Raw genomic sequence first — 14,683 nt, forward strand, 5'->3', positions numbered from 1 at the left:
GGTAAAATAACTGTGAAGCAATAATGAAGGAGCTGCTAATATGCTAAAAAAGGTAGATTATTTTTTCTATCCAGTCGAAGTTACTCAGCCCACTGGAGCAGAGGTGACGTATTACTGGGAAATTAGCGTGGCGGAATACGAAGGCAAAATCTATGCTTATGCAAAGGCAGATGAATTCGGAAGAAAAATCCGCTGGCATCAGAGTGATCAGCCTGACAAAGAAAGTGCTCTTGCTGTCATTCAAGAAAAGTGCAAATCGCAAAGCAAATAGCCTAAAAGCTAACGAAGCATATTTCGTTAGCTTTTTACTTTTAGCACATCATTACATATTCAAGCTGTTCAATTTAACATGCGTTCGATACATTCAGGGTAGGATGATAAAAAGAGGCAACAAGATAGGGTGATGAAACTATGAATCAGAAAATCATAATCCTTAGCACACTTTTATTAGCTCATATTCTGCTTTTTTTAAGCTTTGTTCGGTTCCCAGGAACATTTTGGCCTGTTTTTACATTAACACTAGCTATCTTAATTTTCTTAAGTGTTAAAGCAGGCGCACTTAAGTTCAAAAAAATCACGTTCAAACATTGGCTTTATATCGTCATTAGTGCCCTATTTCTATATATACTTTCCTATGTTGGGATAGAGGGAATCAAGTGGGTTTATCCCTCTTTATTCGAAGAGATGGAGCGGTTTTATGATGTGGTCCAACCAGTTAAAGCCTGGCATTTCATTAGTCTTGTTCTGATCGTCATTCCTGGAGAAGAAATCTACTGGCGAGGATATATTCAGCAACAGTTAAAGAAGTACAAAGAGGGAGACACCATCCTTATAGCGACCATTTTATATGCGACGGCTCATCTTTATTCCGATGCGTATTTATTAGTACTAGCTGCAATCGGAGGTGGAATGGCCTGGGGATGGCTTTATGAAAAAACAAAGAACTTCTGGGTGCCATTATTATCACATATCCTCTTTGATTTACTCATTTTAGTTATTATTCCATTACTGTAAGTAACACGACTAAAGACTTTTCCAGAAGTGAGAGGTCTTTCTTTGTTTTATAAACGTAGTCACTATATGTTACAGTCTAATAGGTAAACGAGCGAAGCTTCTTGAAAACATACGCTATTTTAAACAATGCACTTCACTATTCTGGACTAAGCGGTTGCGACTTGGTTATACTTCTAGTAGTATTAGACTGAATGGCTAAGAATTGAAAAGAGGGTTATAAATGAAAGAATCTATATACGGATTAACGTTTGATCAGCTAACTGAATGGTTGCTAGAACGTGGTCACAAAAAATTCCGTGCCTCCCAAGTATGGGATTGGCTTTATAAAAAGCGTGTTAAAGAATTTTCTCAAATGAATAACGTAAACAAAGACTGTATCAAACTTTTGGAAGAAAACTTTGCGATCCAGACATTAACTCAAGAAATCAAGCAGGAATCTTCTGACGGTACGATTAAGTTCTTGTTCAAATTACAAGACGGGAACGTTATTGAAACGGTACTCATGCGTTTCCATTACGGTCAATCTGTCTGTGTAACGACACAAGTAGGGTGTAATATCGGTTGTTCTTTCTGTGCAAGTGGACTTCTTAAGAAGAGCCGTGACCTTACAAGCGGTGAGATTGTTGAGCAAATCATGAACGTGCAACACGCACTTGATGAAAAGGCGAAAGAAGAACGCGTAAGCCATATTGTTATTATGGGAATCGGTGAACCTTTCGATAACTATGATAATATGATGGACTTCCTTCACATCGTTAATTCTCAAAAAGGACTTTGTATTGGCGCGCGCCACATTACGGTTTCAACAAGTGGTCTTGCGAAGCAAATTTACGACTTTGCCAATGAAGATCTTCAGGTGAACCTTGCGATTTCTCTACATGCTCCTAATGATGAGCTGCGTACGAAGATTATGAAAATCAATAAGGCTTATCCACTTGGAAAATTAATGCCTGCGATTGATTACTATCTTGAGAAAACCAACCGCAGAATTACGTTTGAGTATATTATGTTGAGAGACGTCAATGATCACGTAGAAGAAGCGAAACAACTTGCGAATCTTCTCGCTGACAAACGTCATCTTTCTTACGTAAACTTGATTCCATACAATCCAGTTGATGACCACTCTTATCAGCGTAGTGAAAAAGAATCGATTCTTGCGTTCTATGATACGCTTAAGAAAAACGGTATTAACTGTGTGATCCGTCATGAGAACGGAACAGATATCGATGCTGCATGCGGTCAGCTTCGCAGTAAACAAGTAAAGAAACTTGAAAATGCAGGTAAATAATTCAATTAAGACGCACCTTTAACGGTGCGTCTTTTTTATGTATAGTAGGTGACACACTCTCAAACGGGGGAAGCATACACTGTAAACAAAAACGTTTATTTTTAGAAAATAGATGTTTATATATGGGAGATGAATTATGAAAGGATTTATTATTGTCCTTTGTTTTCTCTTTTTATGGATTACTTCAGGTATTTCTTCCGATTATAACCGCTCAAATCCACCTTTTGAATTAAGTGGTGAGGAAGCAAGCGTAAGATCTGGTTACAATTATCTTCACGTCATAATGACGAACGATCAATTATCAAGATTGGACGTTTATGATCAAAATGGTGATCTTGTGAAGGTTTATCATGAGGAAAGCTTAAAAGAGCTCTATCCATCTGCTACCTATCTCAATGCAGAAATTGATGATGATAAATTGTATCTCATTTTTGAAGAAGAGAACGGTCAAATCATTTCAAAAAGGATTGTCGTGGGGGCGAGAGGATCTTTATCGTTTATGCCTGAAAGAAAATAGAAAGGGCTGATAGAATAGATCAGCACCCTCCATGACACTCTTTGTTCACACAGTCTTGTTTCTTATGTGACTTCTTTTTATATCCATTTACATGGTAATAAATAGTTAGACAATAGCGTCCCGTACAGACGGAGTGCTTCTTATGTCCATGGGAGTGGTGAATAGAACCGGTTTCTTTTCGACGATCTCTTGCAACAATCGTTACTTGACACAGTTGTTGATATGTTCTCGTTCTCGTATTCCCCTCTGGCACATAAAATGCGGGTTCATGACAGTGATCTATTAATACCTCGACTTCCTCACAAACCCCACCATCGTAATAAATTGATAGAGTTCCTGATACTGGTCCTATATCTCCAACCGCCTCCCATATTGGGGCATAAGGGTTGAGAAGTGGATCAATTCGAAAGACACCACAGATATTTTCTTCCACCAGCTCTCCCTTTGATTGATGGGGGCGACGCTTTTCACATAAGGGGTGATCTTCTTTAAACAACGATTTACTTCTTGACATAAGAGCACATCCTTAAACTTCCTTTTATATAGTAAATGCATGGACATTTGTTTTGTATAGATAAGCGTCCAAGTCCATCTAAAAATAAGTATGACAGAAATCATTATTCCTTTTTATTGAAATAGCCAATTTAGCTTACGTTGTTCATTTTTAAACGAAATTAACGAAATAAAAAAGCACTCTCCATCGTGAGACTTCATTGAGTGCAATATATTATAGTCCTGCAGTATATTGAAGATCCATTTCAACAGTAGCTGTACAAAAAACATCTGGAGTTGGAGGTGCAGCTGAAGTACACTGAATTTGAATCAACGTTACGTTCGTTAGTTCTAATACTAAAGAAGATTGTGCATCAATCGTATACTCCGTTGCAGCGCCAGTATCGTCCGTTACAATAAGAGTCATAACGCAATCATTTGCTACTGAACTAGTGTTTATAATTGATAAAAATCCACTAGCTAGTGAAGGTGCTGGAGTGCCTATTGGAGCAACTAACAGATCAACTGGAACTGGTGCTGCCTCATCTTGACATATAGTACGAATTGGAAGACATCTTTTAATAGCCATTAACGTTGGGTTGTTACCAAAGAAGTTCGGAGTGGAACAAGGGGCAGGACAGCAAAATGATGAAGATGAACTTGAATTACACATAAAGTATTTCCTCCTGAAGATTTTTATTTTTTCTTTACATCCTCAATGTATGTCCCAGGATATGTACATGTATAAACGGATGTCCAAGTTTTACGAATTAAGTTGATTAAACTTGAAAAAATGTTTAATTAGGTCCATTCACCCGTGTCTCCTGAAGCATTTTCTACTATTTTCAAACTTTTTATTTGAATTCCAAACATTTATTAACAATTGTAGGTAAACTAATATTGGGTAAAATGCTTCAATACTTAAGGGGGAATACATATGAATAACAACAAGTTTCGTAAAACACTTATTGCTGCGCTATCAATCGGTTTAATTGCCGTACCTATTGTTCAAACTCCAGCTCAAGCAGAAGCCTCAAATGCGAATGTTCACCTACGCCTCATGGAAACGACTGATATTCATACGAATATCGTAAATTATGATTATTATAAGGATCAGCTTACGAATGAGTTTGGACTCGCCAAAACAGCCACATTAATTAACAAAGCTCGTGGTGAAGTTGAGAACAGTTTATTATTCGATAACGGCGATTTACTACAGGGAAATCCGCTTGGTGACTACGTTGCAAAAATCAACCCTCTAAAGAAAGGGGAAACTCACCCTGTATACAAAGCCATGAACCTTCTGAATTATGATGCAGGGAACATTGGAAATCACGAATTTAATTTTGGTCTCGATTTCCTTCAGACAAGCCTAGCCGGCGCAAACTTCCCATACATAAATGCGAACGTGTATGTAGATGACCACGATGATGATCCATCAAATGATCAAAACTATTTCACTCCTTATCAAATTCTTGATAAATCCGTGAAAGATGACTCAGGAACGGAACATCAACTGAAAGTAGGCGTGATCGGATTCGTTCCACCACAGGTGATGCAGTGGGATAAGGCTAATCTTGAAGGGAATGTGATCGTAAAGGATATTGTTGCAACAGCTAATAAATACGTGCCAGAAATGAAGGCAAAAGGGGCCGATATTATTGTCGCCATACCTCATTCTGGCTTTGAGAAGGCAGCACCACAGGGAAATGACGAGAATGCCGTTTACTACTTAAGCGAAGTGGAAGGCATCGATGCCATTTTATTTGGACATGCCCACAAAGTATTCCCTGGAGATAACACCTTTCAAGGAGTTGATGGAGTGGATAATACAAAAGGAACCATTAATGGAGTCGCTTCCGTCGAGCCAGGTTACTGGGGAGATCACCTAGGGGTAATCGACCTATCTTTAACGGAAGATAACGGGGAATGGTCAGTGAAGGATTCCAAATCTGAAGCTCGTCCAATCTATGATAAAGTAACGAAAACACCACTTGTTGAAGCAGACATTGATATCGTCAATGCAGTGAAAGAGGATCATGAAGCGACAATTGATTATGTGCGAACAGCTGTCGGTGAAACAACAGCTCCCATTAACAGTTACTTTGCGCTCGTTAATGATGATCCGTCCATCCAGATTGTAACCAATGCACAAAAATGGTATGTAGAAAACAATATTCAAGGTACCGAATATGAAGGTATTCCAGTCCTATCCGCTGGGGCTCCATTTAAAGCGGGTGGTCGAGGAGGTTCGTCCTACTATACAGATATTCCTGCTGGGGACATCGCGATTAAAAACACAGCTGATCTTTACGTTTATCCCAATACACTGAAAGCGGTTCTGTTAAATGGTGACGAACTGAAGGATTGGCTTGAAATGTCAGCAGGCCAATTTAATGTAATCAACAAAAAAGATAAACAGGAACAGCCTTTAATTAATCCTGATTTTCCTTCTTATAACTACGATGTTATTGATGGCGTTACCTATCAAATCGATGTTACAGAATCTGCGAAATATGATATGAGTGGGAGTGTAGTAAATGCTGATGCTAATCGAATTAAATCGCTAAAATACAACGGAGAAAAGGTAACGAAAGACATGTCCTTTATCGTTGCTACAAATAATTACAGAGCGACAGGCGGAGGGCACTTTCCGCACTTAGATGGTTCTAATATTGTTATTGATTCCCCTGATGAAAATAGACAAATTTTAATTGACTATATTCTTGAAAACAAAACAATTAATCCAACAGCTGATCAGAACTGGTCATTTCACACAGTTAATAAGAAGAAACTGAACGTCACTTTTGAATCCTCGTTACAAGCCAAAACCTATGCGGAAAGCATTAAAACGATTCATTTTGTTGATGAAACAGAAAATGGTTTCGCTAAATATACACTCGACTTAACGAAACAGAAAAAAGAAAAGCATCATCATAATCATAAGAGCGAGCACGGCCGCCATCGTTAAGAACGAATTCACGCCAATTCATCAGAATTGGCGTTTCTTATTTTAAGAATTTATCCGATGCAAACAATATTGGAATATTTACTGATATAATGGCATTACTATCGTACAGAAAGGGATTTATATGACACAAAGCCTGACAAGCACCCAAAGAGATGAGCTTTTTTCAGATCTGACAATTGAGCAACAAACGTATGTAATGAATTTTCTTAAACGCGGTAAAAAAACGGCTTTTGCGAATGTAATTGCTAGAAGTAAAGGGCGGATGATTCCAAGTGGGGCAACGGATGAAGAAATCAGGATGCTGCTTGATGATTGGATACTAGAAGATTACATCGATGCGGGCTTCGTTTCAGATGATTTAAAATGTGAGTGCGGTCGCTCTTTACGGTATCAGTATGTTGTTCGACATGCAAAAACAGGAGAAACACGGCGTTTCGGGATAAATCATTTCGAAGAGCATACCGGATTACCCGCTTCCATTGTGAGAGAAGTTGTGAAGGGATTTATGGAAATAGATTATGAGTTGGATGAGCTACTGTTGAAAAGACAGAACGGCTATCCTACATACGACATTCCTGAAGGATTGAACCTTCCACTAGACATTGAACAGCCACTTTCATTAAATCTTCCATTACTAGATCTACAAGAAAAAAGGCTAAACAGTTTAATCAGATCTTATCGTGAAGAAAAAGAAGCTCTTCAAAGAGGAAGCAACACTGTAGAACAAGTAGTCAACCCGAAAAGCAACCAGGAAGAACCGAAACCAGAAGAGGAATTACAAGGCGCTTTTGATTTGTTCGCGGAAGATGTTCAAGAACCTTTACAAGAAAAGACAAGCGAGAAACCTAAGGAAACCTATTTTGTAGGGGACCTTTCATTTACAACACAGGAAGAGGTAGACTCTTATATTCAGCAAGGTATGGAAAGTGCTCTGATGATTTGTGAGCTTTTGATTAAGGAAGGAAAGGTACAAGACAAGAGATACTCCACAAAGAAACCAAAAATTTATTATGCTGTTTGTACCTACCTCGATTCATTTGTTGCATCTGGATCAATGTCAGTCGAGCCGATAGGGCGTGAAGATCGCATCTATCGATTGAAAAGCAAGTGATTATCCTAACATTTCGTAATTATCAGATAAGTGATTGACATTTCCAGTTAACCGGTCTATAATTTCACACATGTTCAAAAATTAAATCAACACTCTTATCAAGAGCGGCGGAGGGAATAGGCCCTATGATGCCCGGCAACCTTTCAACTACAGTTGAAGCTGGTGCCAAATCCTACAGGTGATATCACCTGGAAGATAAGAGGAGGATTATGTTAGCAAACCCTCTTCTTATTGTTTAAGAAGAGGGTTTTTTATTTTATCCAGAAAAGGAGCTGTTACACATGAAAAGAACACTTGAAGAACGATTGCAAGATGGTCCAGTTATTTGCGGGGAAGGTTATCTATTTGAACTAGAGCGTCGTGGTTATTTACAAGCAGGATCATTCGTACCCGAAGTTGCCCTAGACAACCCTGAAGCGCTAAAACAAACGTATCGTGATTATATGCTTGCAGGTTCAGATGTCGTACTTGCTTTTACGTATAATGGTCATCGAGAGAAAATGAGGATTATTGGAAAAGAAGATTTGTTAGAACCGCTCAATAGACAAGCCATCCGCCTGGCTAAAGAAGTCGCGAAGGAACACCCTGAAGAAGAAGCGCTAGTTGCTGGAAACATTTCAAATACAAACTTATTTGATCCTGAAGATGAGGAAAGTAAGGAACAAATTCGGTCAATTTTTGCTGAAATGGTGAAATGGAGCAAAGAAGAAGGCGTAGATTTCATCAACGGCGAAACCTTCTACTTCTATGAAGAAGCAAAAATAGCGCTAGAAGAGATTCAAAAGCAGGATCTTCAAGCTGTAATTACACTCGGACTTATGAGTGAGAACATTTTAAGGGACGGCTATACCGTTGAGGAAGCTTGCCGTTTATTAGAAGAGCAAGGTGCACTAGTTGTTGGCATGAATTGTTTTAGAGGACCTGCCACAATGCAGCCTTACATTGAAAAAATTAGACAGTCTGTTAACGGCTATGTTGGTGCTCTTCCAATCCCTTATCGTACAACAGAAGAACACCCAACATTCTTTAACTTACCAGACGGTGGCTGTGCGTGTACATTGCCAACAGAGACGACCTTTCCAACCTCTTTAGACCCGCTTTATTGCAATCGCTATGAACTAGCGGAATGGGCTAAGAAAGCAAAGCAGGTTGGCGTCAATTACTTCGGACTCTGTTGCGGGGCTTCTCCAAGTATGCTGCGAGAGGTGGCTGAAACAGTTGGCAGAACAACTGTAAACTCGGTATATTCTCCAAATATGGAAAAGCACTTTTTATTTGGAACTGATGAGACATTGAAAGATAACAATACGGCTTATCGAACAAAAGCTTAATTCATAACAACAACCGGAGAACTTAATTTCTCCGGTTGTTGTTTTTTTACCAAAAACCCTATCTGTACACCTGTACTACAGTATTAAAATACATTTTTACATAGGATATTATATCTACTACATTTTTTCTATAAGCTGATTATTTTTGATAACGTTGGCGATGATTAGTAACAGTATCTGTAGAAGAGTAACGAATACAATGATTTATGCATTTGATAGGATAACAGCATTTTTCCAATCACGAAGTCTGAGATTGATTTTTCCGCTATATAAGTTGCTTTCCAAGTAACATTCTTTTCGAATTAAAGGCTTCTTTTATGAAAAACATCATATTTATCAAGTAGTTGTGTTATTATTTTAAATGTGTTTGAATATGTCCATGAAACATTATTGAACTCAAACCACAATGAAAACGAACTGTTTTATAAGCGAGGTAGCCTATGAATAATCAAAATGTATTAAATGAACTCCGCTCCATTTTACCCAGTGCGGAACTGAAGATAAATGAGCCATTAAATGCACATACGTATACAAGAATGGGTGGATGTGCGGATGTCCTTGTGTTTCCTAACACGCTAGAGGACGCACGAGCAGCAGTTGAGTACGCCTATCAATCTAACTATCCATTAACCATTTTAGGAAAAGGCTCTAATGTTATTATTCAAGATGGAGGCATTAGAGGAATTGTCCTGAATCTTTCGTCACTAAAAGCCATTCAAAAAGAAGAAGAAAAAGTTATTGCTCAAGCTGGTGCACGTATTATTGATGCTTCTGAATTTGCTCGTGACAGCAAACTAAGTGGGCTCGAATTCGCATGCGGAATCCCAGGATCTGTCGGCGGAGCTGTTTATATGAACGCAGGAGCATACGGTGGAGAAATCGCGGATTGTCTCGAAAGCGTTCTTGCTGTAACAAAGGAAGGAAAGCTCGTTAAATTGACAGCTGATGAACTTGATTTATCTTACCGTCATAGTAATGTAGAAGAAAATGGTCTTCTTGTCCTTGAAGCTACTTTCAAGCTTAAAGTTGGAGAGTATGAGGATATTAAAGCAATCATGGATGACTTAACGGAAAAACGTGAAACAAAGCAACCGCTAGAATACCCTTCATGTGGCAGTGTGTTTAAACGTCCTCCTGGCCTTTTTGCTGGTAAGCTCATTCAGGACTCACAGCTTCAGGGTACACGAATCGGTGGAGCTGAAGTCTCCAAAAAGCATGCTGGCTTTATTGTAAATATCGATAATGCGACAGCGACTGACTATCTGGACGTGATTCATCATGTGCAGCAAACAGTAAAAGAAAAGTTTGATGTCGATCTTGAACGTGAAGTTCGCGTCATAGGGGAACCACCTGAAAAACCATAATTCACATGACAGCCGCTCTTACAGAAAGAGCGGCCTTTTAGTGTTCTTTCACCGATATTCGATAAATCTGTGAACAAATGAAATCTGCACAATAAGTGCATACTTTACGGATAAAGTAGATATTGGCATACAATTCCAAAGACTAGAGGAGGACTATCATGAAAAGTAAAACTCAATTGATTGGTGTAATAACATTATCAATGGCGCTCATTCTTGCTGCTTGTGCAAACAACAATGAACAAGTAAATGAAAACTCTAATAACACAGAGGCAAACTCTGAAAGTAATATGGAAGGGATGAATCATTCAGGCTCTGCTGAGGTACCTGAAGAGCTACAAAAGTCTGAAGATCCGACTTATCCAGAAGGTAGCACGGCGATCATTGAAGCGAACCATATGAAAGGAATGGAAGGTGCAGAAGCAACTATTGTGGGGGCATATGATACGACAGCTTATGTTGTAACTTACACCCCTGAAGATGGCGGAGAACCCGTAGAAAATCATAAATGGGTCATTCATGAAGAACTGGAAGATCCAGATGAAGCTCCACTTCCATCAGGAACTGAAGTAACATTAATGGCTTCTCATATGGAAGGAATGGAAGGTGCGATTGCAACGGTCGAATCCGCTACAGAAACTACCGTATATATGATCGACTACACACCAACAACTGGTGGCGAAAAAGTAACGAATCATAAATGGGTAACGGAAGACGAATTAACCCTAACTGAATAATTGACCCTTCATAACCCGAACTGGTTAGGTTCGGGTTATTTTAAAGAGGTTCACTAATATCTGCCGTTCTTCCACTAGATTTTCTAACGCTATCGTCACATACAAGTAGAAAGGATGAAAAGTTTTGAAGAAAATATCGCTCTATACAATAGGTTTAATTCTCACTGTAATAATATCTGCTTGTCAAAATGATCAATCGTCACTAAATGAAAATCAATCAAATGATACAGGACAAAAACAAGCAAATCTCGCATCCATCAGTAACTCTGCCATTTATAAAGAAGCTGATAGAAACCAAATCGATCATGTCCACGGGATCGGTTATCCCGGTAACCGTAATGAACTGCTAGTGGCTACTCACGACGGTCCTCTAATTTATCATAATCAAATCTGGTACGAAGCCACAACAAACAAAAATGATTATATGGGATTCCAAGCTGTAGCTGATGGATTTTATAGTAGTGGACACCCTGGAGAAGGATCTGCGTTACCAAATCCACTTGGATTAATCAAAAGTACAGACCGAGGCAAGACATTAGAAAAGCTAGGTTTTCAAGGCGAATCTGATTTTCATTATTTAGCTGTGGGATATGAAACGAACGCCATGTATGCAGTAAATCAACAAAGAAATAGCGAAATGGAAATAGGCGTCTATTATAGTGAGGATGCTAAAAAGTGGGTGGATGTGGCGTTAAAAGGAACTCCCGATCAAATAAGTGGGTTATTCACTCATCCAAGTAACTCGAACCTTGTTGCTATAACCTCTCCTTCCGGGTTATATCTCTCTCGTAATCAAGGTGAGTCGTTTACTCGAATCACGAAAGAAGTAGCTGTTAGCACAATGGTTTTTCTAGAGGATCGCTTTATTTATGCAGTGCAGGAACCTAGGAATCAGCTCATTGTTCAATCATTGCAAGACGGTGAAGAGGAAGAAGTGACTATGCCTAATCAAACTTTAGACACCATTGATTATGTTACAGTTAATCCACAAAATAAGGATGAGATTGTCTTTCATTCAATAAGTGGTAGTCTTTATCAAACAACTGACAATGGGAAATCTTGGACTATTTTAATCAATGAAGGGAAAATCAAGAAATAAGTTGATTTCAGAGAAGAATCCGTATTCTATTCCCTTCTTTTATCAAGAATTTGTGCAGAAATAATGAAATTTCCTATCCTGCAACTTTATTTGCTAATGACGTTTAATCTGGATCAAATAGGAAAATATGACAGTGTACTTAACTTTTAAGGAGGAATGAACGAATGTCACATGAAAATTATGGATCGGTTATTCAAACACTTCATGAATGTATGACAGCCTGTAATCACTGCTACGATTCTTGTTTAAAAGAAGACGATGTCAATATGATGGCGGAATGTATTCGCATGGACAGAGAATGCTCTGATATTTGCGGTTACCTCGAACAAGCTCTCGTGAGAGGAACACCATTTGTTGCTGAACTCGCCACAGCATGTGCGACCATTTGTGAAGCTTGTGGTAATGAATGTAAGAAGCATGATCACAAACATTGTCAAGATTGCGCTGAAGCTTGTTTCAAATGTGCAGAAGAATGCAAGAAATTAGCATCATAATCAAGATAGTGAGGAAGTCTGTTTACTAAGACAGGCTTCTTTTTTATGCAGCTGTTTTGTACAATGCAGACACCCTGCACACTTTCTCGATATAATACTGTTACACTAGCTGTTCATAAAGGAGAAAGACATGAGAATAAAGAGGAAAAGTAAATTAGCGACAAAATTAGGTCTGTTTTTTCTCATAAGCATCTTATTACTCGAAGGTATTTTGTTCATGGTGCTGTACTTCGGTTTTTTAAACGAACGCATTATGGCAGAAACAGATGCCCTTCTAGCAAGAGGGAATAGCCATAGAGATGTACTAGCGAAGCATTTCGATCGTGAGACAATGGAACACGTTGCACTTATGGAATCTGAAGCTGAGACGCAGGTAGTCATAACAGATGAAAAGAATACCATCCTTGTTCATTCCAATAAAGTCATGCCTACTATTGAAGAAAACATTGCTTCCTCAAATACACTCCCTGTAACAGGAGCTATTGTGGAAGGAGATTGGGGTAAAGAACCTTTTGTTACAACTGGTTCTCCGATTTTTGTTGATGATGAGCTTGTTGGAAACGTGTATATGATTCTTGATACACAAGGTATTCGCGACGTACGAGACCACTTAACGACCCAATTTTTGATTATTAGTGGACTAGCACTCTTCCTTACCATTATTACAATTATTTACCTTTCAAGAATCATTACACGCCCATTGATTGATATGAAAATAGCCACACAGAAAATGAGTACAGGGAATCATGATGTCTCATTAAAAGTAGATCGAAACGACGAATTAGGAGAATTAGCCAAAGCGATCCAGAGCTTGTCCGACGATTTGCTACGATTAAAAAACGACCGCAGTGATTTTTTAGCTAATATTGCACATGAGCTCAGAACACCATTAACTTATCTTAACGGCTACGCTGACATTGCTCAGCGAGAAGCGTTATCATCCGACGAGAGAAACACTTATCTAGCCGTTATTAAGGAAGAATCCGAAAACTTAACCTCGCTCGTTCGAGATTTATTTGATATGGCCCAAATGGATCAACAAGGGTTTTCGATTGATCGTGAATCAGTCGATTTATGTCCATTAATTCATCAGATTAGAGAGAAAGTGAAGCCTGCTTTTGATCGAAAAGGAATTGATTTGATAGTATCCTGTCAGAACGATATTCGCTTAACGATTGACCCTGCGAGGTTTTCTCAAGTGATGTTAAATCTGTTAGATAATGCTTTACACTATAGTGAACAAGGAAAACATGTATTAATCGATGTCAGCGTCTCTCAAAAGACAGTCATCATAAAAGTAGTCGACGAAGGAGAGGGGATTCCTGAGAAGGATTTACCTTTCATCTTTGAACGCCTTTATCGTGTTGATAAATCCCGATCAAGAAAATATGGTGGCTCCGGACTCGGTCTTGCTATTGCCAAAGAAATTGTTGAAAGACACGGTGGGAGCATATCTGCTAAAAGTGAAGAAGGGAAAGGCACGACAATGACAATCGCCATAGCAGGAGTTGAATAAAATGAAGTATGTTTTAGCTGTAGATGACGAAGAAAGAATGGTTGAGTTAATCTCTCTCTACCTAAAGCCACATGGGTATCGAATATATAAAGCAAACACAGGCTTTGATGCACTTAATAAGCTAAATGAAAATCATGTGGATATGGTCTTGTTAGATATCATGATGCCAGATATGGATGGTTGGAAAACATGTGAAGAGATCAGAAAGCAGTCAGATGTTCCAATTATTATGCTAACAGCACGTGAACAATCAGAAGACATTGTAAAAGGACTAAAGCTAGGTGCGGATGATTACATCACTAAACCTTTCGATGAACGAGTTCTCCTTGCTAGAATGGAGGCAGTCGCTCGACGCTTAAAGCAGGTTGATTTAAACCAATTGGTGTTTAAAGGACTCACGTGGGATGCAGATAAACATCTTGTTTCTTACAACGATTCCCTTATCCCTGTAACTCCCATTGAATTTAAGCTTCTTGGACTTTTCTTGAAAAATCCTGAAAAAGTTTTTAGTCGTGATCACCTGATTCAAATAATTTGGGGATTTGAATCAAGTACAGAAGGACGCACGATTGACTCACATATACGTAATTTACGGGATAAATGTCGATCTGTTAACTTCCAGATCGACGAATATTTAGTGACCATCTGGGGTGTAGGGTATAAGTGGAAAAACGCATCTCATTAATCAGAGCTTTTAGCCACTAACATGACTACCAAAACGGTAGTCATGTTTTATTTATTCACACCTTCTC

At 38.7% G+C, this 14,683-nt stretch carries 15 protein-coding genes and 1 riboswitch; of the genes, 13 read left to right on the forward strand and 2 right to left on the reverse strand.

Going from position 1 to position 14,683, the window contains the following annotated elements:
• Nucleotides 1-40: 40 nt before the first annotated feature.
• The 4 genes from AC0VYO_RS11695 (at nt 41) to AC0VYO_RS11710 (ending at nt 2,819) form a co-directional block, all read left to right on the forward strand.
• Nucleotides 41-271 carry a hypothetical protein gene (locus AC0VYO_RS11695; RefSeq protein WP_194221742.1) on the forward strand — a complete coding sequence of 77 codons (231 nt, stop codon included), beginning with the start codon at nt 41-43 and terminating at the stop codon, nt 269-271.
• A gap of 140 nt (nt 272-411) precedes the next feature.
• The gene (locus AC0VYO_RS11700) at nt 412-1,014 is read left to right on the forward strand and encodes a CPBP family intramembrane glutamic endopeptidase (RefSeq protein ID WP_475367571.1); all 603 of its coding nucleotides are present in this window, start codon (nt 412-414) and stop codon (nt 1,012-1,014) included.
• Between the two features lie 220 nt (nt 1,015-1,234).
• Nucleotides 1,235-2,302 carry a dual-specificity RNA methyltransferase RlmN gene (rlmN, locus tag AC0VYO_RS11705; protein WP_226613275.1) on the forward strand — a complete coding sequence of 356 codons (1,068 nt, stop codon included), beginning with the start codon at nt 1,235-1,237 and terminating at the stop codon, nt 2,300-2,302.
• A gap of 136 nt (nt 2,303-2,438) precedes the next feature.
• On the forward strand, nt 2,439-2,819 hold the full coding sequence (locus tag AC0VYO_RS11710) for a hypothetical protein (protein ID WP_475365253.1): 381 nt from the start codon (nt 2,439-2,441) through the stop codon (nt 2,817-2,819).
• Nucleotides 2,820-2,838: 19 nt separating this feature from the next.
• Here AC0VYO_RS11710 and AC0VYO_RS11715 read toward each other — a convergent pair whose 3' ends face one another.
• Together AC0VYO_RS11715 and AC0VYO_RS11720 are read right to left on the reverse strand one after the other, a co-directional pair.
• Nucleotides 2,839-3,333, reverse strand: coding sequence for an S-Ena type endospore appendage (locus tag AC0VYO_RS11715; protein WP_475365254.1), 495 nt, complete (start codon nt 3,331-3,333; stop codon nt 2,839-2,841).
• Nucleotides 3,334-3,546: 213 nt separating this feature from the next.
• Nucleotides 3,547-3,984, reverse strand: a complete 438-nt coding sequence (locus tag AC0VYO_RS11720) for a hypothetical protein (protein WP_475365255.1) — start codon at nt 3,982-3,984, stop codon at nt 3,547-3,549.
• A 264-nt stretch (nt 3,985-4,248) separates the two neighbouring features.
• Here AC0VYO_RS11720 and AC0VYO_RS11725 point away from each other — a divergent pair, with 264 nt between their 5' ends.
• From AC0VYO_RS11725 to AC0VYO_RS11765, 9 genes are all read left to right on the forward strand, one after another.
• On the forward strand, nt 4,249-6,282 hold the full coding sequence (locus AC0VYO_RS11725; protein ID WP_283154196.1) for a bifunctional 2',3'-cyclic-nucleotide 2'-phosphodiesterase/3'-nucleotidase: 2,034 nt from the start codon (nt 4,249-4,251) through the stop codon (nt 6,280-6,282).
• A gap of 121 nt (nt 6,283-6,403) precedes the next feature.
• Nucleotides 6,404-7,393, forward strand: a complete 990-nt coding sequence (locus tag AC0VYO_RS11730) for a DUF3895 domain-containing protein (RefSeq protein WP_475365256.1) — start codon at nt 6,404-6,406, stop codon at nt 7,391-7,393.
• 92 nt (nt 7,394-7,485) lie between these two features.
• Nucleotides 7,486-7,595: riboswitch (SAM riboswitch) on the forward strand.
• A gap of 79 nt (nt 7,596-7,674) precedes the next feature.
• Nucleotides 7,675-8,724 (forward strand): homocysteine S-methyltransferase family protein, encoded by a 1,050-nt coding sequence (locus AC0VYO_RS11735; RefSeq protein ID WP_475365257.1) that lies wholly within the window; start codon nt 7,675-7,677, stop codon nt 8,722-8,724.
• Nucleotides 8,725-9,164: 440 nt separating this feature from the next.
• On the forward strand, nt 9,165-10,088 hold the full coding sequence (gene murB, locus AC0VYO_RS11740; protein WP_194221750.1) for a UDP-N-acetylmuramate dehydrogenase: 924 nt from the start codon (nt 9,165-9,167) through the stop codon (nt 10,086-10,088).
• 158 nt (nt 10,089-10,246) lie between these two features.
• Nucleotides 10,247-10,822: a YdhK family protein gene (locus AC0VYO_RS11745; RefSeq protein ID WP_283154193.1), complete on the forward strand. Its 576-nt coding sequence runs from the start codon at nt 10,247-10,249 to the stop codon at nt 10,820-10,822.
• 124 nt (nt 10,823-10,946) lie between these two features.
• Complete coding sequence (locus tag AC0VYO_RS11750; protein WP_475365258.1) at nt 10,947-11,921, forward strand: F510_1955 family glycosylhydrolase; 975 nt, start codon at nt 10,947-10,949, stop codon at nt 11,919-11,921.
• 164 nt (nt 11,922-12,085) lie between these two features.
• Complete coding sequence (locus tag AC0VYO_RS11755; protein ID WP_194221753.1) at nt 12,086-12,415, forward strand: four-helix bundle copper-binding protein; 330 nt, start codon at nt 12,086-12,088, stop codon at nt 12,413-12,415.
• A gap of 130 nt (nt 12,416-12,545) precedes the next feature.
• A complete protein-coding gene (locus tag AC0VYO_RS11760) occupies nt 12,546-13,931 on the forward strand; it encodes a sensor histidine kinase (RefSeq protein WP_430245384.1) in 1,386 nt (461 codons plus the stop codon).
• Nucleotide 13,932: 1 nt separating this feature from the next.
• On the forward strand, nt 13,933-14,616 hold the full coding sequence (locus tag AC0VYO_RS11765; RefSeq protein ID WP_475365259.1) for a response regulator transcription factor: 684 nt from the start codon (nt 13,933-13,935) through the stop codon (nt 14,614-14,616).
• The last annotated feature ends 67 nt before the right edge of the window (nt 14,617-14,683 follow it).

It is taken from the genome of Anaerobacillus sp. 63XJN7_4_ISO-PGPR-S23-413 (assembly GCF_056173725.1).

Coding starts and splice junctions, on each gene's coding strand:
- AC0VYO_RS11745 (WP_283154193.1), top strand. CDS start 10,247: ATGAAAAGTAAAACTCAATTGATTGGTGTAATAACATTATCAATGGCG.
- AC0VYO_RS11720 (WP_475365255.1), bottom strand. CDS start 3,984: ATGTGTAATTCAAGTTCATCTTCATCATTTTGCTGTCCTGCCCCTTGT.
- AC0VYO_RS11730 (WP_475365256.1), top strand. CDS start 6,404: ATGACACAAAGCCTGACAAGCACCCAAAGAGATGAGCTTTTTTCAGAT.
- AC0VYO_RS11765 (WP_475365259.1), top strand. CDS start 13,933: ATGAAGTATGTTTTAGCTGTAGATGACGAAGAAAGAATGGTTGAGTTA.
- AC0VYO_RS11755 (WP_194221753.1), top strand. CDS start 12,086: ATGTCACATGAAAATTATGGATCGGTTATTCAAACACTTCATGAATGT.
- murB (WP_194221750.1), top strand. CDS start 9,165: ATGAATAATCAAAATGTATTAAATGAACTCCGCTCCATTTTACCCAGT.
- AC0VYO_RS11725 (WP_283154196.1), top strand. CDS start 4,249: ATGAATAACAACAAGTTTCGTAAAACACTTATTGCTGCGCTATCAATC.
- AC0VYO_RS11700 (WP_475367571.1), top strand. CDS start 412: ATGAATCAGAAAATCATAATCCTTAGCACACTTTTATTAGCTCATATT.
- AC0VYO_RS11710 (WP_475365253.1), top strand. CDS start 2,439: ATGAAAGGATTTATTATTGTCCTTTGTTTTCTCTTTTTATGGATTACT.
- AC0VYO_RS11695 (WP_194221742.1), top strand. CDS start 41: ATGCTAAAAAAGGTAGATTATTTTTTCTATCCAGTCGAAGTTACTCAG.
- rlmN (WP_226613275.1), top strand. CDS start 1,235: ATGAAAGAATCTATATACGGATTAACGTTTGATCAGCTAACTGAATGG.
- AC0VYO_RS11735 (WP_475365257.1), top strand. CDS start 7,675: ATGAAAAGAACACTTGAAGAACGATTGCAAGATGGTCCAGTTATTTGC.
- AC0VYO_RS11715 (WP_475365254.1), bottom strand. CDS start 3,333: ATGTCAAGAAGTAAATCGTTGTTTAAAGAAGATCACCCCTTATGTGAA.
- AC0VYO_RS11760 (WP_430245384.1), top strand. CDS start 12,546: ATGAGAATAAAGAGGAAAAGTAAATTAGCGACAAAATTAGGTCTGTTT.